The sequence below is a fragment of the Pseudomonas sp. LSJ-87 genome, assembly GCF_032971465.1.
Taxonomy (GTDB): Bacteria; Pseudomonadota; Gammaproteobacteria; order Pseudomonadales; family Pseudomonadaceae; genus Aquipseudomonas; species Aquipseudomonas putida_Z.
The window spans coordinates 97627-114197 of sequence record NZ_JAWJYQ010000025.1 but is presented as its reverse complement, the minus strand read 5'-3'; the positions used below and the strand labels follow the sequence as shown (position 1 = coordinate 114197).

The following is a 16571-nucleotide window of genomic DNA, read 5'->3' as shown; positions in this document are numbered from 1 at the left end:
GAGGCCATTGTATAGCCGAAATAAGCCTCGCTGCATAAGGTGGTCGCAAACCACAGGAGGTCAGCGATTTGAAAATCTGCATTCTGGGCGCCGGCGCCCTGGGTTGCGCCATTGGTGCGGCCTTGAGCGAGGCGGGGCACGAAACCTGGCTGTTGAATCGTGGCCAGGCGCATGTCGAGGCGATGAATTTGCGCGGGCTGCGGGTACAGGATGAACGCGGCGAGCGGCAGGTCCGGGTGAAGGCGGCTTGCGACGCAGCAACCGTGGGCGTGGCCGACCTGGTAGTGGTGCTGGTCAAGTCGTTCCACACCAGCGAGGCGATTGCCGGTGCCAAGGCGCTGATCGGGCCGCAGACGCTGGTGCTATCGCTGCAGAACGGTCTTGGCCACGAAGACATCCTGGCCGAGGCCGTGGGGCGTGAGCGGGTATTGGCCGGCAAGACCTACGTCGGTGGCGTGCTGCTGGCGCCGGGTTCGATCCGTGCCGGCGTGGCAGGCAAACACACCTTCATCGGCGAGCTCGACGGCCAACGGACCTCGCGTGTGCAGGCCATCGCCGAGGCTTTCAATGGCGCCGGGCTCGCCACCACGGTCAGCGACAACATTCTCGGCACCATGTGGGACAAGCTGCTGGTCAACGTCGCGACAGGCGCGCTCAGCGGCATCACCATGCTCAGTTATGGCCAGCTGTACAGCGAGCCGCTACTGGAAAGCACCGCCAAGGCAGCGGTCAGCGAAGCCATCGCCGTCGCCGAGCGGGCCGGCATCCGCCTGAGCCTCACCAGCCCGGACGCTGCGTGGTGCCTGGCAGCTGAAGGCCTGCCGGCAAGCTTCCGTACCTCGATGCTGCAGAGCCTGGAAAAGGGCTCGGTCACCGAGATCGATTTCATCAACGGCTCCGTCGTGCGCTGGGGCCAGCGCCACGGCGTGGCTACGCCGGTCAACGCGACCCTGGTTGCCTGCATCAAGGGTATCGAGCGCGCCATGGCCGATCAGCAGAAGGGAAGTAATCCATGAGCCAGCCGAAAGCCTACCTTGAACACGTTGCGTTCTGGGTGCGGGACATCCAGTGGCACATCCGCTTTTTCAGCGAGGTGTGCGGCATGACCATGCGCGAGATGCAGGGTGACGCCGAGCAGCCTGCGCAGTACTGGACCCTTGGTGGCCTGCAGTTCATCCACCAGCCGGACTTTGCCGGCCCGGAAGGGCGCATGGCACACCTGGGCATCATGTGCGAGGACCTCGAAGCCGCGTTGGCCGCCGCACAGCGGTTCGGCGTCAGCGAAATGCCTCAGGGCCGCAACTGGCTGCGCCTGCCTGACGGCCTGGCGGTCGAGTTCATTCAGGCATTGCCGGCGAAATGCGTCGCCCAGGCACTGGCCATCGATCCACGTGCAGAGGTGGTGGCATGAGCGTGGTGGAAAAATACTGGGACGATGCCTGCGAAGGCGATGAATGCATCAGCCCCACCTACACCGTTACCCGCGAACGCATCCTGGCCTACGCCGAACTCACCGGCGACCACACCCCGGTGCATGTAGACGAGGCGTACGCCAACGCGAGCCACTTCGGCTGCCTGGTTGCCCATGGCCTGTTCGGCCTGTCGATCGCCGACGGCCTGAAGACCCAGTGCGAATACCGCTTTGTACCGGGCATGTCGCTGGGCTGGACCTGGGACTTCGTGCTGCCGATCAAGGTCGACGATGTGCTGCACGTGCGCATGCGCGTGGGGGCGATGCGCCCGAGCAACAGCCGACCTGGCTGGGGCATCGTGGTCTTGCCGTCGGAGCTGATCAACCAGCATGGCGAAGTCGTGCAGCGTGGCGAGCACCGGTTGATGGTGCCGAGGAGAGTGCAGGCATGAGCCAGGCATTGCCATTGGCGGGTATTCGCGTCATCGACTATAGCCACTTCCTGGCCGGGCCCTATGTGGGCCGCTGCCTGGCAGCACTGGGCGCCGAGGTGATCAAGGTCGAACGGCCGGGCAGCGGCGATGCCGGCCGCCAGCACGCGTTTACCCTTGATGAACAGCAGAGCGGTTACTTCCTGCAGCTGAACATGGGCAAGCAGGGCGTCAGCGTGAACATGAAGGACCCGCGTGGCAAAGCATTCATGCAGCGCCTTACCGACTCGGCCGATGTGTTCATCGAAAACTATCGCCCCGGCGCCCTGGACAAGCTGGGCCTGGGCTATGCCGAGCTGTCAGCGCGCAACCCGCGTCTGGTGTACTGCTCCATCTCCGCCTACGGCCATACCGGCCCGGATGCCCACCGCGCCGGCTTCGGGCTGATCGCCGAGGCCAAGAGCGGGATCATGCAGATGGTCGGCGTGCCGGGCGAAGCGCCGCCGTTGCTGCGCATTTCCCTGGGCGACATGTACACCGGCATCCATGCCGTGGCGGCGATCAACGCGGCGCTGCTGGGCAGAGTGAACAGCGGCCGGGGCCAGCACATCGACATGGCCCTTTACGACACGCTGGTATCGATGCATGAGTACGCGGTGCAGTGCTACACCTTGTCCGACGGCACCGTCCTGCCCGAGCAGACCGGCCATGACATGCCCACCTCCACCCTGTACGGCGTGTTTCGTGCGGCTGATGGCGACCTGGTAATCGCCGCCCAGGTCGACGACGCCTGGAAGCGCTTTGCCGCGATGCTCGAAGCCAACGGTGGCCCGCCCGGGTTCGGCAGCGACAGCCGCTACCACTGCCTCAATGGCCGCAACGCCCACCGCCAGGCGATCCTGGCCGTGGTGCGTGACTGGGTCGGTACGCGCCGGGTAGCCGATATCCTGCAATTGCTCGATGGCATCGACATCCCCAGCGCCAAGGTGCAGCGCATCGACGAGGTCGTGGCTGACCCGCAGATCCAGGCGCGCAACATGGTCATCGAGCAGCAGCACCCGCGCTACGGTACCTTGCGCCTGCCCAACCTGCCGTTCCGCTTTTCCGAGTGCGACACCACGATCCACCAAGTGGCACCGGACCTCGGTCAGCACAATGCCGAAGTGGCCGCCGGCCTAGGTTTCAGCCCTGAAGAAATCACCGCCATGCAGGCAGACGGTGTGCTGTTCACCCATGGAGATGCACGATGAGCGACCGCTATGCAGTGATCGGCCGACCGATCAACCACACCAAGTCCCCGTTGATTCATGGCCTGTTCGCCCAGGCCAGTGGCCAGTGCCTGGAGTACGGCGCCATCGAGGGCGAGCTAGAGGGCTTCGAGGCCCAGGTACTGAAGTTTCGCAACGATGGCGGGTTGGGCATGAACATCACCGCGCCGTTCAAGCTGCGCGCCTTCGAGCTGGCTGACCAACGCAGCGAGCGCGCACAGCTGGCGCGGGCGGCCAATGCATTGAAGTTCGAGAATGGCCGTATCTTTGCCGAGAACTTCGACGGAATCGGCTTGCTGCGGGATATCGAGGAAAACCTCGGTGAACCACTGGCCAATCGGCGGGTACTGTTGCTCGGCGCCGGTGGCGCGGTACGTGGTGCATTGCTGCCGTTCCTGGAGGCGGGGCCAAGCGAACTGGTGCTTGCCAACCGTGACATGGCCAAGGCGCTCAGCCTGCGCAACGAACTGGACCACCCAAGGCTGCGCATCAGCCGCTATGAGGAACTGGAGGGGCAGTCCTTCGACATCGTGGTCAATGCCACCTCCGCGAGCCTCACCGGCGAGCTGCCGCCGCTACCTGAAGGTGTGCTGGGCGAGACGCGGCTGGCTTACGAGCTGGCGTATGGCAAAGGCCTGACGCCGTTCCTGCACATGGCCAAGGCGCAGGGTGTGGCGCGCCTGGCCGACGGTGTCGGCATGCTGGTCGAGCAGGCGGCGGAGGCTTTCGCCTGGTGGCGCGGGGTGCGGCCTGAAGCCCGTGCCGTGATCGATCGCCTGACCATTCCACTGGAGTAGGATCCCGCTCCTATGGAACTCCACATAACGCCTTGATTTAGCGGGGACCCTGTGAGAGCGGGTTTACCCTAGTGCCAGTCAGTTGAGCGATTTGGGGCCGCTTTGCAGCCCATCGCCGGCAAGCCGGGCTCCCACAGGTACGGCGCAGACCTCAAGATTTTCGCGGTCCCTGTGGGAGCCCGGCTTGCCGGCGATGGGCTGCGCAGCAGCCCCAAAAGCTACGGGCCTGTTGATTTTGCACAGTTTCAGCTTAATGTAGAGATACAAACATGTTGTGTTGAGTACTCTACATGATCCACTGGTCGCTACTGATCCTCGGATTGCCGACGGCCAATGCCACCGAGCGCATGCGTGCCTGGAGGAGCCTGAAGGCCTCCGGAGCCGCAGTGCTGAGGGATGGTGTTTACCTGCTGCCCGAACAATGTGCGGGTCGGGAAGTTTTCGAGGCAGTCGAGCGCGACGTGCTGGCTATCAACGGCACCGCATTTCTCCTGTCGCTGCCTGAGCGTGAAGAGCGCTTCAGCAGGCTGTTCGACAGGAGCGACGAGTACGCCAGCCTGATGGAAGAAATTGCAGGCTGCAGGGCCGAGCTGGCGCCAGAGAATGCGCTGCAGACCGCACGGCAGGTGCGCAAGCTCAGAAAGGCCTTCAGCCAGTTGGCGGCGACCGATTTTTTCCCAGGCGTGCCCAAGGCACAAGCCGATGCGGCGCTGCAAGAGCTCGAAGCAGCGATTGGCCGCGCACTGTCTTCCGATGAGCCGAGTGCCCACGACGAGGCGATCACCCGACTGGAACGCAACGACTACCAGGGGCGCCTTTGGGCCACCCGCAAGCGCCCATGGGTGGATCGGCTGGCATGTGCCTGGTTGATTCGTCGCTTCATCGATGCCGACGCTCGATTCATCTGGCTGGACAGGCCTGAAGACTGCCCGGGCGATGCGCTGGGCTTCGATTTTGATGGGGCCAGGTTCAGCCATGTCGGCCAGCGGGTGTCCTTCGAAACCCTCATCGACAGCTTTGCCCTACAGCAGCCGGGCCTGGCACGCTTGGCCGCGGTCATTCACTACCTGGATGTGGGAGGCAACCAGCCCTCGGAAGCACCAGGTATCGAACGTGTCCTCGCGGGCTTGAGACAAAGCATTGGCGATGACGATCAACTGACAACGGTCGCCGGGGGCATCTTCGATGGCCTTCTGACGGCTTTCGCGAGTGAGGAAGCGCAAAATGGTTGATAGCACCTCCGCAGTGGGCGAACAGCCACCATCGCAAGCGGTTCAGCGGCCGATCGGACTGTTCGAAGCATTCCTGTTCTGGCTCAAGCTGGGCTTCATCAGTTTTGGTGGGCCCGCCGGGCAAATCTCGATCATGCACCAGGAACTGGTCGAGCGCCGGCGCTGGATCAGCGAGAAGCGGTTCCTGCACGCGCTGAACTACTGCATGTTGTTGCCAGGCCCCGAAGCACAGCAACTGGCCACCTACATCGGTTGGCTCATGCACCGCTCCTGGGGCGGAGTGATTGCCGGCGTATTGTTCGTATTGCCCTCGCTGTTCATCCTGATTGGCTTGTCCTGGGTCTACATCGCCTTTGGCGAGGTCCCGGTGGTGGCGGGGGTCTTCTACGGCATCAAGCCTGCAGTCACGGCCATTGTCGTCCACGCGGCTCACCGGATCGGCTCGCGCGCGCTGAAGAACGGCTGGCTGTGGGCAATGGCCGCAGCGTCGTTCGTGGCCATCTTCGCCCTCGATGTGCCGTTCCCGTTGATCGTGCTGGTTGCCGGTATCGCAGGCTATGTGGGCGGTCGCTTCGCCCCCGGCAAATTCGTGATCGGTGGTGGTCATGGGGCTGCCAGGAACAGCTACGGCCCGGCCCTGATCGACGACGACACACCAACGCCTGAGCATGCGCGTTTTCGGGTGGGGCATTTGCTGCGTCTGGTGCTGATCGGCGCAGTACTGTGGACCTTGCCCATGGGGCTGCTGACACTGGCGTTTGGCTGGGCCGGCACCCTGACGCAAATGGGCTGGTTCTTCACCAAGGCCGCACTTTTGACCTTCGGTGGCGCCTACGCCGTCCTGCCCTATGTGTATCAGGGCGCCGTTGGGCATTACGGCTGGCTGTCACCCACTCAGATGATCGATGGCCTTGCCTTGGGAGAAACCACGCCAGGGCCATTGATCATGGTGGTGGCTTTCGTCGGCTTCGTCGGTGGCTACGTGCATCCGATGTTCGGTGAGCAAAACCCGTTCCTGGCCGGTGCAGTCGCGGCCAGCCTCGTCACCTGGTTCACCTTCCTGCCGTCGTTCCTGTTCATCCTCGCCGGTGGCCCGTTGGTGGAGTCGACCCACAACGAGATGAAGTTCACCGCACCGCTGACGGGGATCACGGCCGCGGTCGTGGGGGTGATCCTGAACCTCGCCATGTTCTTCGGCTATCACGTGCTCTGGCCAAAGGGTTTCAGTGGGGCGTTCGACTGGCCTTCGGCGTTGATCGCCATTGCTGCCGCAGTGGCCCTGTTCCGTTTCAAGCGTGGCGTGATCCAGGTACTGTTCAGCTGCGCCTTGGCCGGGGTGGCGGTCCATATGTTGCGTGGTTGATACCGGTTGCCGGCCGACATCGTCGGCCGGCTTGTCATGATTCAGAAGGTGTAGGTCACCCGCCCGAAGTAGTACCCGCCGGTAAAGCCATAGGGCGAATACACCCCATATCCCTTGACCATGGTCTTGCTGCTCGGTGCCTGGCGCTCGGGGTAGATATCGAACAGGTTGCGCGCCCCGATCGCCACCTCCAGGTCCTTGGTCAGCTGGTAGCCTGCATCCAGGTCGGTGATCCAGCGCGCCTTGTACTCCCGGTCCAGCGAACGGTCGTTGGCGGCATTCACCTCGCGCCAGGATCCGTAGCGGGTCAGCCCCAGGTTGACCCGGTAGCGGTCCAGGCGCCAGTTGCCGCCAAGGATCAGCTTGGTGTGCGGTTGTACCTCGGTCAGCAGGTTGCGCGCCTGGCGATTCATCAGCTCGTAGGGCGTGCCGAGGATGTTCACGCTCTGCTTGTAGTCGAGGATCTCGGTGTCGTTCCAGTTGAAGGCCGCCGTCCACTTCACCGTCCCTGCACCGCCCAGGTCCTGGTCGTAGCTGCCCACCAGGTCCAGGCCCTTGGTGCGGGTATCGGCGCCGTTGGTGAAGTACTGGCCGCCCGAGGTCGAGTCGATACCGTTGGCGAGCAGGGCCTGGGTGACCTCGGGGCCGAGCAGGGTACCGGTGAGGGTGATGCGGTCGCGCACGTTGATCAGGTAGGCATCGGCAGTGAAGGCCAGGCGCTCGCCGGGCTGCCAGGCCAGCCCCAGGCTGTAGTTGGTGGACTTTTCCGGTTTCAGTGGTTCGGCGCCCAGCGCCTTGGCGGCGGCCGAATCCACCGGCAGCACGCCATAGTTGATCGACTGGTACACGCCGTCGACCACGCCGTAGGTGGTGGAGCGGGCGCTGAACAGGTTGTTGGCCAAGGACGGCGCGCGGAAGCCGTTGCTCACCGTCGCCCGCACGGCCAGTTCGGGGGTCAGCTCGTAGCGGGTGGTCAGCTTGCCGCTGCGGGTGGCCCCGATATTGCGATCATAGTGCTCGTAGCGCAGGGCAGCGCCCCAGTACCACTGCGGCAGCGGGTTGAAACCCACGTCCAGGTAACCGGCGTAGCTGTTGCGGCTGGCACTGGCGGCCTCGGCAGGGGAGATGCCGTTGGTGACCTGGGCACCGGAGGCGGCGCAATTGCCGGGCGCCTTGCAGTAGCCGCCGTCGGCCCAGCTGGCCCAGTCGCCAGCCTGCACCTGGTAGGTATCGCGGCGCTGTTCCAGGCCCCAAGAGAAGTCCAGCGGCTTGGTCAGCCCAACCTCGAAGCTGCGGCGCAGGTCGAGGTTGCTGGTCAGTTGCGAGCTGACCCAGGTGCCGGATTCGAAATGGTTGGGCGTGGCCTCGCCCAGTGACGGGTTCTGGTTGTTCCAGGTGCCCTGTTCGGCCTCGTTGCGCCCGTAGGTACTGGACAGGTCCCAGTCCCATTCGCCGGCCAGGCCCCTGGCGCCAAACGCCGCCTGGTAGTCGTATTCCTCGATGTACCAGGTGGGCGTGTAGCCCGAGGGGCGTCCGTTGGGCCCGGTGGTGATGGTGTTGACGATGGTCGGCAGGCGGAAGTTCTGGCCCTGCTCGGCCTTGCGGTACGACCAGGTGCTGAACGAGTAGAGCGTCAGGTCGTCCTGCAGCGGCAGTTCGGCGTTGTAGCCCAGGGTCAGAAGGTTGATCTTCGGCGTGCCATAGCCGCCGTAGGTAACCTTGCCGGCGCGGTCCAGGGCTTCGGCCTGGCTGTAGCCATTGGCGCTGGCCTTGTTGTCGTCGTTCTGGCTGCGGGCGTCCAGTGCCAGCTGGACGATGCCGTCGCGGCCGATCTCTAAGCCCTTGTTCAGGCTTTGCTGCACGGTCTGCTTCTTGCCGTCGTAGCCCTGGCCTGCGGTGGTCACGGCAGTGCCGCTGGCGTCGGCCTTGAGGATCACGTTGATCACCCCGGCGATGGCGTCGGAGCCGTATTGGGCGGCCGCACCATCACGCAGCACCTCGACATGGTCGATGGCACTGATGGGAATCAGGTCGAGGTCGGCGGGGGCTGCGCCGGCGTTGATGCCGCTGATGTTGAGCGTAGCGCTGGTATGGCGGCGCTTGCCGTTTACCAGCACCAGTACCTGGGCGGCGTTGAGGCCGCGCAGGTTAGGGGCGCGGGCCATGCCGCTGGCGTCCCAGCCGGTCTTTTCCGGCAAGGTCAGCGACGGCACGCTGGCGCTGAGGGCTTCCATCAGGCCGGGCTTGCCGGTTTCCTGCAACTGCTTGGCGCTGATCACGTCGATGGGCACCGGGCTGCTGGTTACGGTGCGTTTCTCGCTGCCACGGTTGCCGGTGACGATCACCGTGCCCAGGGCCTGGGCGGCGGGTTCCTCGGCCAGGCTGGGTGCGTTGTGCAGCCCGGCGGCCAGGGCCACGCCGAAAAAAGAGGCAGTTTTAAAAGCTGGCTTCATGCACGCAGTTCCTTGTCTGGCATGGCTGGCGCACTTACGGCGCCTTGGCCGCGATCGCGTCGATTTCCACCAGCGCGCCCGGCAATGGCAGGGCCACCACCTGGATGGCGGTGCGGGTCGGTGTACGGGGTTGCTCGGCGGTGGCGAAGAACTCGGTGTAGGCCGCCTGCAGCCCGGCGAAGTCGAGGGCGCCGCCGTTGGCTGGGTCGCCTACCAGGAACACCCGCAACTGGACGATGTCGCCAAGGTCCAGGCCCTGGCTGCGCAGCGCCGTGCGCAGCTTGTTCAGCACCGAGCGGGCCTGGGTTTCGGTGTTGCCCAGCGCCGCAACGCTACCCTTGGGCGCCTTTGGGTCGGCCACGTCCGGCAGGGTGCCGCTGATGAAGGTCAGCTGGCTGCCGGCCGGTACCGTGACCAGCTGCGAGATGGGGAAGTTCGAGCCGGGTGGCGCGACGCGCTTGATGCCGTCGGCGTGGGCGTTGAGGGTGAGCGACATGAGTACTCCGGCAATCAGAAGAAGACGAGGCATGGGGCGGTTCCTTGCAGGTCAGGCGGCAACGCCTCGGGTGGTCTGGCTGGCGTGTTTGGCAATCAGGCCGACCACCCGGCGGGCGGACTCGGCGGCACTGTTCTGCCAGATGCCCACGCCGCCATGGGCCAGGGCGTCGCTGGCCAGCCAGGTACGCCCCTGGGGCTGGTTGAGCAGGTCGTAGCCGGGCTGGGCGACTTCGTCGTGGACGATCCACGGCGCTTCGCTGAAAGGGATCTTCGACCAGTTCACCACCACCGGCCTGGCCAGCTTGTGGCTGTGGCCCGGGTGCAGCGATTCCACCGCCTGGCGCGAGGAGGCGACCTGGGCCTGCAGCGGCTTGGCGGCAAACTGCTGGGCCACCGCGCCCGTGTTGTAGGTGGCGACCAGCACACCCTGGGCGCTGTTGAGGTGATCGCTGGGGTACCACAGGGTGCGGGCTTCGTGGTTGATGTAGCTGAGCCCGCCATAGATCTGGAAGTCGGTTTCCCAGAAGCGCGGCGACTGCCAGGCCACCTTGTTGGCCTTGTCGCCTTCGGCGCTGGCGATGGCCTGCCTGAAGGCCTTGTCGAAGTTGTTCGGCAGCTTGGCCAGCAGCGGCAGGGGCAGGGTGACGATGGCGTAGTCGGCCTGTTCGATGTGCTGCTGGCCGCTCTTGCGGTCGCGCCAGACCACCTTGGCACCGTTGTCACCGGTATCCACCCCCAGCACCTCGGCGCCCAGGCGCACGCTGTCCTTGACCTGGCGATAGAACGCCTTGGGAATCTGGTCCATGCCACCGACCGGCTGGAACATGGTCGAGGAGAACTCGGGGATTTCGTCGAACACCAGCGGCAGTAGCAGGTTGCTGTCCAGCAGCTGGTCCAGCGGCACCGGCTGGCGCTGGATCGGGGTCTGGTCGCCGGCGCCGGCGAAGCGGGTGTAGCCGGCGCGTACCGAACCGCGGTACTGCTGCTGGCTGTCGAGGTCGCCGTAGACCTTGAGGAAGTCCAGCAAGGCCTTGCGCTGGCTGCTGTCGAGCTCGGCATCGAGGGAGTTGCGGCTGACACTGCGCGCCAGCAGTTCGCTGAAGTGCCCGCGGGTGTCGTTGACTGCCTGGCGCAGCAGCAGCGGTGGGCGAGCCAGGTCTGGTTGGGCCAGGGCGTTGCGGCTGCTGTTGACCAGCACCTGCAGCTCCACGCCCAGCTCACGGCAGTAGCCGAGGATGGTCAGGTGATGGCTGGGCAGGCGCGCGGCGCCGGCGTTGAAGAAGTGGCCCTGGTCGAACTCGACGGTTTGCGAACTGCCGTCGTTGTGCTCGACGCGGTCGCCCTGGCGCAAGGTCCAGACCCGGCCACCGACCCGCTCGCGGGCCTCCAGCACGGTGACCGAAAAGCCGGCCTTGCGCAGCTCGTAGGCGGATACCAGGCCGGAAATACCAGCCCCGACAATCACCACGCGCTTGCCGTTGCCGCCGCTTGCGGCCAGTTGCAGGGGTTGGAAGGTGGCAGCCAGGGCATTCTGCCCCAGCGCACCCAGGGCTGCCGAATAGCCGCCAATGGCGGCGAGGCGGGTGATCAGGTCTCTACGGGACAATCCCATGTCGCATGCTCCGAGAAGGTTGGGTTCGGATGTGCGCAACGGGCGGATCGAAGGGACGGACCCGACGGCGGCTGGCACAAATCCATTTGCCTCCGCCATGTTGGGGGTCGGTTTACAGAACCTAATGGACTTTCACGGTGCTGTGAAAGGCTTTTTGGTTCTATGTTAATTATGTTTATTACTGATAAACCACATCAGTATAAATGCGTAATGCTGATTTTTGAGCGGGGCCTTGTGGGAGCGGCTTTAGCCGCGAACACCGGCGCAGCCGGTGCCATGCACCGTGTTGGATTCTTCGCGGCTAAAGCCGCTCCCACAGGGTACGAGGATCGCTCGCGAACTCAGTTATCTGTCCGACAGCGCGGCCCAAAGGGCTGGGCAATCTCCCACAAGGTCCCTGCCAAGGCAACGAAAGGGCCTGCACAGGCGGCAGGGCCTATGCAGAACGCGTACCGCGTCCTGCCTCACGCTGGGCCACCAGCGCGCGGATCCGCGGAATCAGCTCCTGCCCGTACTCCACGGCATCGCGCAATTGCTCGAAGCCACGGAACAGGAAGGTGCTCACACCCAGTTCGTAGTAGGCCAGCGCCGCTTCGGCCACCTGCTCGGGCGTGCCCACCAGTGAGGTGGAATTGCCGGCCCCGCCGCCCAAAGCTGCGATTTCGGTCCACAGCCGGGTATCGTGCACCTTGCGCTGGCCGGCCAGCTGTACCAGGCGCTCGGAGCCGACATTGCTCTTGCCGAAATTCTTCTCGCGGCGGTTGCCCTGGCGGATGCCGATGCGCTGCCTGGCATCGGCCAGGATGCGTTCGGCCCGCGCCCAGGCCTCTTCCTCGGTGGCCCCCAGGATCGGCCGCAGCGACAGGCTGAAGCGGATGTGATTCTCCCGCCCGTGACGGGCCGCGGCCTTGCGCACCTGGGCAATGCGCTCGCGCACCTGCTCCAGTGGCTCCCCCCACATCATGTACACATCGGCGTGTTTCGCCGCGACCTCCACCGCCGCGTCCGAAGCGCCGGAGAAGTACACCGGCAGGTTGCCCACCGGCTTGACCAGGGTCAGGTTGTCTTCCACCCGGTAATGCTCGCCGTGGTGGTCGAAGGGTGTGGTCTGCGTCCAGGTGTTGCGTAGTACCTGCAGGTATTCGTCGGTGCGGGCGTAGCGGGCGTCCTTGTCGAGGAAGTCGCCGTCGCGCTGCAGGTCGCCGCTGTCGCCGCCGGTGATCACGTTGATCGAGGCGCGGCCGCGGCTGAGCTGGTCGAGGGTGGCGAACTGGCGAGCGGCGAAGGTTGGCGCCTGGAAGCCGGGGCGGTGCGCCACCAGCAGGCCGATGCGCTCGGTCAGCGCGGCTACGTAGCTGGCCAGTATCATCGAGTCCGGCGCGCTGGTGTTGACTGCCAGCAGGGCCTTGTCAAAGCCGGCGTATTCCTGGGCCTGGGCGAAGGCCTTGATGAAATCAAGGTCGACCAGCGGGCCGCGCGGGGCCTGTGATTCGCTGCTTTCCTGGGGGCCGATGAGGCCGATGAATTCTAGGCTCATGCAATGGAACTCCTTTTCGTGTGGGGCGGATTCAGGCAGCTGCGATCTGCCCGCGACGCAGCGTGTTGCGGTTGGTCGGAACGCTCAGGCCAAAGCTGTCGCGCAGGGTGCTGCCGCTGTATTCGCTGCGCACCAGGCCGCGCGCTTGCAGCAGGGGCACCACCAGCTCGGTGAAATACTGCAGGCCATCGGGTAGCAGCGAGTTGATGATGAAGCCGTCGGCAGCGCCGTCTTCGAACCAGTCCTGCAAGGCGTTGGCGACCTGCTCGGGGGTGCCGGTGAAGTCACGTCTTGGGCGCGAGAAGCGCAAGGCCAGTTGGCGCAGGCTCAGGCTTTCGTCGCGGGCCAGTTGCTTCAACTGGTCGGCGGTGCCCTTGTGGCTGTTGTCGCCGAGGGTGCCCAGGTCGGGGAACGGTGCATCCAGCTCGTGCTGGCTGAAGTCGTAGTCGTTGAACGGGCGGCCGAGGGCGACCAGGGCGTCCTCGATGCTCACCAGGTCGACGGCCTGCTGGTAGCGGCGCTCCACCTCTGCTTCGTCGCGGCCGACGATGGGGCGGATGCCCGGCAGGATGAACAGCTGGTCCGGGTCGCGGCCATGGCTTGCGGCGCGTTGCTTCAAATCCTGGTAGTAGGCGCGGGCATCGCTGAACGACTCGGGGTTGACGAAGATTGCATCGGCGTTCTGCGCGGCGAAGTTGCGCCCGTCCTCCGACACGCCGGCCTGGAAGATCAGCGGCTGGCCCTGGGGCGAGCGCTGGATGTTCAGCGGGCCCTTGACCTTGAAGAACTCGCCCTTGTGGCCCAGGGTGTGCAACTTGGCCGGGTCGAAGAATTCGCCGCTCTGCTTGTCGCGGGTGAAGGCGTCGTCTTCCCATGAGTCCCACAGGCCCTTGACCACTTCGACGTGCTCGCGGGCGATGCGATAGCGCACGGCGTGGGGCGGGTGCTGGTCCTTGCCGAAGTTGTCGGCGGTGCCCGACAGCCATGAGGTGACAACGTTCCAGCCGGCGCGGCCGCCGCTGATCAAATCCAGCGAGGCGAGCTGGCGGGCGACCTGGAACGGTTCGGTATAGCTGACCGTGACCGTGGCCACCAGGCCGATATGGGTGGTGACCGCCGCCAGTGCCGAGAGAATGGTCAGCGGCTCGAAGCGGTTGAGGTAGTGGGGGCTGGAACGGGCATGGATGTGCAGGCTGTCGGCGATGAAGGCGAAATCGAACTTGGCCGCCTCGGCCAATTGCGCCTGCTGCTTGTAGAAACCGAAGTTGACGCTGGCGTCGGCCAGCGCCTCGGGGTGGCGCCATTCGCCCCAGCCGTGGCCGACACCGTGGATCATTGCGCCGAGATGGATCTGTCTTTTGCTCATGTTCAATACCTCTTGCCAGATAGGCCTCAATGTCTGATCCGCGCGGCACGCCCGTGCCGCACGGCAAAACGGTCAAACCGCCACGGGCAGCACGCTGCGCGAATGCCCGGGTATCGCCTCGATCAGCGCCCGCGTATAGGCGCTGGCCGGTTGGCCGAACACCTGCACCGCCGGCCCTTGCTCGACCACCTGGCCGCGCTGCAGCACCAGCACCTGGTCGGCCATGCTCGCCACCACCGCCAGGTCGTGGGAGACCAGCACGTAGGCCATTCCCAGCTCGCGCTGCAGCTCATCCAGCAGGGCGAGGATCTGCGCCTGCACCGACACGTCCAGCGCACTGACCGGCTCGTCGAGCAGCAGCACCTCGGGCTCCAGGGCCAATGCCCGGGCGATCGCCACCCGTTGGCGCTGGCCGCCCGACAGCTCCCGGGGCAGGCGGTCGAGGAAGTGCACCGGCAGCTGCACCTGCGTGATCAGTTCACGAGCCTTGCGCTCCAGGGCCTCGCCCTTGAGCAGGCCGAACGACACCAGCGGTTCGACGATGCTGTCGAACACGGTGAAGCGCGGGTCCAGCGCGGCGAACGGGTTCTGCTGCACCAGCTGGATGCGCCGGCGCAGGGGGCGGAACTGCCGCCAGCTGCAGGCACTGACGTCCACGCCAGCGAACTCCACCCGCCCGTGGCTGGGCTTTTCCAGCCCGAGGGCGATCCGCAGGGCGGTGCTCTTGCCTGAGCCCGACTCGCCGACGATGGCCAGGGTCTGCCCGGCATGCACCTCAAGGTTCAGGTCATGCAGGGCGGTGAAGTGGGCATCCTGCCCGGGCAACGCGAAGTGCTTGCCGACGTTGCTCAGGCGCAGCAGCGCTGCCTGGCCCCTCGGCGCGCCAGGCCTGCGCCGTGGCACGAAGGCCGGCGCGGCGTTGAGCAGGTCGCGGGTGTAGGGCTGCCGTGCGCCCCAGAGGATCTGCCTGGGCGTGGCCTGCTCGACGAGCTCACCCTGTTTCATGACCAGCAGGCGGTCGGCGCGGTCGCAGGCCATGCCCAGGTCATGGGTGATGATCAGCAGCGCGATGCCGCGCTCGGCCACCAGCCGTTGCAGGTGGTCGAGGATGCGCCGCTGCACCGTCACGTCCAGCGCGCTGGTGGGCTCGTCGGCGATGATCAGCCGCGGCTCGCCGGCCAGGGCGATGGCGATCAGCACCCGTTGGCGCATGCCGCCGGAAAGTTCATGGGGATACTGGCGGGCGCGCAGCGCCGGGTCGTCCAGGCCGACCTGGGCCAGCAGTTCCAGCACCTCGGCATCCACCGTCGGGTAGCGTCGGCCGCGAGCCAGCAGCAAGGCCTCGGCAATCTGCCGGCCGATGCGCAGGGTCGGGTTGAGGCTGACCATCGGGTCCTGCGGTACCAGGCCGATGGTGCGCCCGCGCAACTGGCGCCGGGTACGCTCGCTGGCCCGGGCCACATCCACGCCGTCGACCCACAGCTGGCCCTGCTCGATGCGGGCATTGCCCGGCAGCAGGCCGAGCAGGGCATTGGCCAGGGTCGACTTGCCCGAGCCGGACTCGCCGACGATGGCCAGCGTCTCGCCCTGGGCGAGGCTGAACGACAGCTGGCGCAAGGCCTGGATGGGTTGCCCGGCGAAGGTGTAGCTGACACTCAGGTCGCGGACCTCGATCAGGGGGCGCAGGCTCATCGGGCATGCTCCTCGGCGCTGCGCGCCAGGTGGTTGAGGCTGAACACCACGGCTACCACGAACAGCCCTGGCAGCAGGGAGACCCAAGGGGCGGTGATCAGGAAGTGGCGGCCGTTGGCGATCAGCGTGCCCCATTCCGCCGCCGGCGGCGCCGCGCCGAAGCCGAGGAAACTCAGCCCGGCGGTGGCCAGGATGGCTGCGCCGAAGTCCAGGGTGGCGAGCACCGCCACCGGGCCCCAGGCGTTGGGCAGCACATGGCGCAGCAGTGTGCGCGCCCAGCTGGCACCGCCCAGGCGGGCGGCCTCGACATAGGGCAGGGTCTTGATGCGCAGCACTTCGGCGCGGGTGGTGCGGGCAAAGCCCGGGATGATGCCGACGCCCACGGCGACTGCCACCGGCACCGTGCCGAAGCCGATCGCGGTGACAATGGCCAATGCCAGCAACAGGCCGGGCAGTGCCAGCAACACGTCGATCAGGCGCATCAGCGCCGCGTCGACGCGCCCACCGGCAAAGCCGGCCAGCACGCCCAGGCCGAGGCCACCGAGCAGGGCGATGGCCACCGCCAGCAATGCGGCCAGCACCGACAGGCGCGCGCCATAGACCACCCGGGTATACAGGTCGCGGCCCAGCTCGTCGGTGCCGAACCAGTGCACCACGCCGGGGGCACTGAGCTTGTCGGCGGGCGAGGTGGCGTAGGGGTCGAAGCTGGTCAGCAGCTGTGGGGCCAGTGCCGCGAACAGGGCGAACAGCACGATCAATAGCGCCAGGCTGAAGCCGGGCCTGCGCAGCAGCGGGAGCAGGGCCTGCCGGGCGCGCTGCAGGTGCGTACGCCGCTTCCAGGCGCTGGCAGGATGTGCCACCTCGCCCGTGGGCTGGGTGTCGATCGGGGACAGGGAAAGGTCGATGGTCAT

14 protein-coding genes are annotated in these 16571 nt (G+C 65.9%); 7 read left to right on the top strand and 7 right to left on the bottom strand.

The genetic code is table 11. From position 1 onward, the window contains the following. The first annotated feature begins 68 nt into the window (after positions 1 to 68). From RYH74_RS17030 to chrA, 7 genes are all read left to right on the top strand, one after another. Positions 69 to 1016: a ketopantoate reductase family protein gene (locus RYH74_RS17030; protein WP_025339476.1), complete on the top strand. Its 948-nt coding sequence runs from the start codon at positions 69 to 71 to the stop codon at positions 1014 to 1016. After that, positions 1013 to 1411, top strand: coding sequence for a VOC family protein (locus RYH74_RS17025; protein WP_025339475.1), 399 nt, complete (start codon positions 1013 to 1015; stop codon positions 1409 to 1411). Before RYH74_RS17030 ends, RYH74_RS17025 begins: the two co-directional genes overlap by 4 nt. Further along, entirely contained in the window at positions 1408 to 1863 is a 456-nt protein-coding gene (locus RYH74_RS17020) for a MaoC family dehydratase (protein ID WP_075045462.1), read from the top strand. The genes RYH74_RS17025 and RYH74_RS17020 overlap by 4 nt, the downstream gene beginning before the upstream one ends. After that, positions 1860 to 3092: a CoA transferase gene (locus RYH74_RS17015; protein ID WP_317409803.1), complete on the top strand. Its 1233-nt coding sequence runs from the start codon at positions 1860 to 1862 to the stop codon at positions 3090 to 3092. Before RYH74_RS17020 ends, RYH74_RS17015 begins: the two co-directional genes overlap by 4 nt. After that, the gene (gene aroE, locus RYH74_RS17010) at positions 3089 to 3907 is read left to right on the top strand and encodes a shikimate dehydrogenase (protein ID WP_317409802.1); all 819 of its coding nucleotides are present in this window, start codon (positions 3089 to 3091) and stop codon (positions 3905 to 3907) included. The genes RYH74_RS17015 and aroE overlap by 4 nt, the downstream gene beginning before the upstream one ends. 290 nt (positions 3908 to 4197) lie before the next feature. Beyond that, entirely contained in the window at positions 4198 to 5139 is a 942-nt protein-coding gene (locus RYH74_RS17005) for a chromate resistance protein ChrB domain-containing protein (protein ID WP_317409801.1), read from the top strand. Continuing rightward, positions 5132 to 6502: a chromate efflux transporter gene (gene chrA / locus RYH74_RS17000; protein WP_317409800.1), complete on the top strand. Its 1371-nt coding sequence runs from the start codon at positions 5132 to 5134 to the stop codon at positions 6500 to 6502. The genes RYH74_RS17005 and chrA overlap by 8 nt, the downstream gene beginning before the upstream one ends. Before the next feature lie 41 nt (positions 6503 to 6543). Here chrA and RYH74_RS16995 read toward each other — a convergent pair whose 3' ends face one another. From RYH74_RS16995 to RYH74_RS16965, 7 genes are all read right to left on the bottom strand, one after another. Next, complete coding sequence (locus tag RYH74_RS16995) at positions 6544 to 8955, bottom strand: TonB-dependent receptor (RefSeq protein WP_317409799.1); 2412 nt, start codon at positions 8953 to 8955, stop codon at positions 6544 to 6546. A 34-nt stretch (positions 8956 to 8989) separates the two neighbouring features. Beyond that, the gene (locus RYH74_RS16990) at positions 8990 to 9484 is read right to left on the bottom strand and encodes a RidA family protein (protein ID WP_317409798.1); all 495 of its coding nucleotides are present in this window, start codon (positions 9482 to 9484) and stop codon (positions 8990 to 8992) included. Positions 9485 to 9502: 18 nt separating this feature from the next. Continuing rightward, the gene (locus RYH74_RS16985; RefSeq protein ID WP_075045457.1) at positions 9503 to 11065 is read right to left on the bottom strand and encodes a flavin monoamine oxidase family protein; all 1563 of its coding nucleotides are present in this window, start codon (positions 11063 to 11065) and stop codon (positions 9503 to 9505) included. A 436-nt stretch (positions 11066 to 11501) separates the two neighbouring features. Beyond that, a complete protein-coding gene (locus tag RYH74_RS16980) occupies positions 11502 to 12602 on the bottom strand; it encodes an LLM class flavin-dependent oxidoreductase (protein ID WP_286100029.1) in 1101 nt (366 codons plus the stop codon). A gap of 31 nt (positions 12603 to 12633) precedes the next feature. Beyond that, a complete protein-coding gene (locus tag RYH74_RS16975; RefSeq protein WP_075045455.1) occupies positions 12634 to 13968 on the bottom strand; it encodes an LLM class flavin-dependent oxidoreductase in 1335 nt (444 codons plus the stop codon). Positions 13969 to 14040: 72 nt separating this feature from the next. After that, a complete protein-coding gene (locus tag RYH74_RS16970) occupies positions 14041 to 15660 on the bottom strand; it encodes a dipeptide ABC transporter ATP-binding protein (protein WP_286100028.1) in 1620 nt (539 codons plus the stop codon). Next, positions 15657 to 16571: an ABC transporter permease gene (locus tag RYH74_RS16965; protein ID WP_286100027.1), complete on the bottom strand. Its 915-nt coding sequence runs from the start codon at positions 16569 to 16571 to the stop codon at positions 15657 to 15659. The genes RYH74_RS16970 and RYH74_RS16965 overlap by 4 nt, the downstream gene beginning before the upstream one ends.

Excerpts from the sequence above, each read along its gene's own strand:
- RYH74_RS16975 (WP_075045455.1), bottom strand. The coding sequence starts at position 13,968 with ATGAGCAAAAGACAGATCCATCTCGGCGCAATGATCCACGGTGTCGGC.
- aroE (WP_317409802.1), top strand. The coding sequence starts at position 3,089 with ATGAGCGACCGCTATGCAGTGATCGGCCGACCGATCAACCACACCAAG.
- RYH74_RS17025 (WP_025339475.1), top strand. The coding sequence starts at position 1,013 with ATGAGCCAGCCGAAAGCCTACCTTGAACACGTTGCGTTCTGGGTGCGG.
- RYH74_RS16995 (WP_317409799.1), bottom strand. The coding sequence starts at position 8,955 with ATGAAGCCAGCTTTTAAAACTGCCTCTTTTTTCGGCGTGGCCCTGGCC.
- RYH74_RS17005 (WP_317409801.1), top strand. The coding sequence starts at position 4,198 with ATGATCCACTGGTCGCTACTGATCCTCGGATTGCCGACGGCCAATGCC.
- RYH74_RS16990 (WP_317409798.1), bottom strand. The coding sequence starts at position 9,484 with ATGCCTCGTCTTCTTCTGATTGCCGGAGTACTCATGTCGCTCACCCTC.
- RYH74_RS17020 (WP_075045462.1), top strand. The coding sequence starts at position 1,408 with ATGAGCGTGGTGGAAAAATACTGGGACGATGCCTGCGAAGGCGATGAA.
- RYH74_RS16965 (WP_286100027.1), bottom strand. The coding sequence starts at position 16,571 with ATGACCATCGACCTTTCCCTGTCCCCGATCGACACCCAGCCCACGGGC.
- RYH74_RS16970 (WP_286100028.1), bottom strand. The coding sequence starts at position 15,660 with ATGAGCCTGCGCCCCCTGATCGAGGTCCGCGACCTGAGTGTCAGCTAC.
- RYH74_RS16985 (WP_075045457.1), bottom strand. The coding sequence starts at position 11,065 with ATGGGATTGTCCCGTAGAGACCTGATCACCCGCCTCGCCGCCATTGGC.
- RYH74_RS16980 (WP_286100029.1), bottom strand. The coding sequence starts at position 12,602 with ATGAGCCTAGAATTCATCGGCCTCATCGGCCCCCAGGAAAGCAGCGAA.
- RYH74_RS17015 (WP_317409803.1), top strand. The coding sequence starts at position 1,860 with ATGAGCCAGGCATTGCCATTGGCGGGTATTCGCGTCATCGACTATAGC.
- chrA (WP_317409800.1), top strand. The coding sequence starts at position 5,132 with ATGGTTGATAGCACCTCCGCAGTGGGCGAACAGCCACCATCGCAAGCG.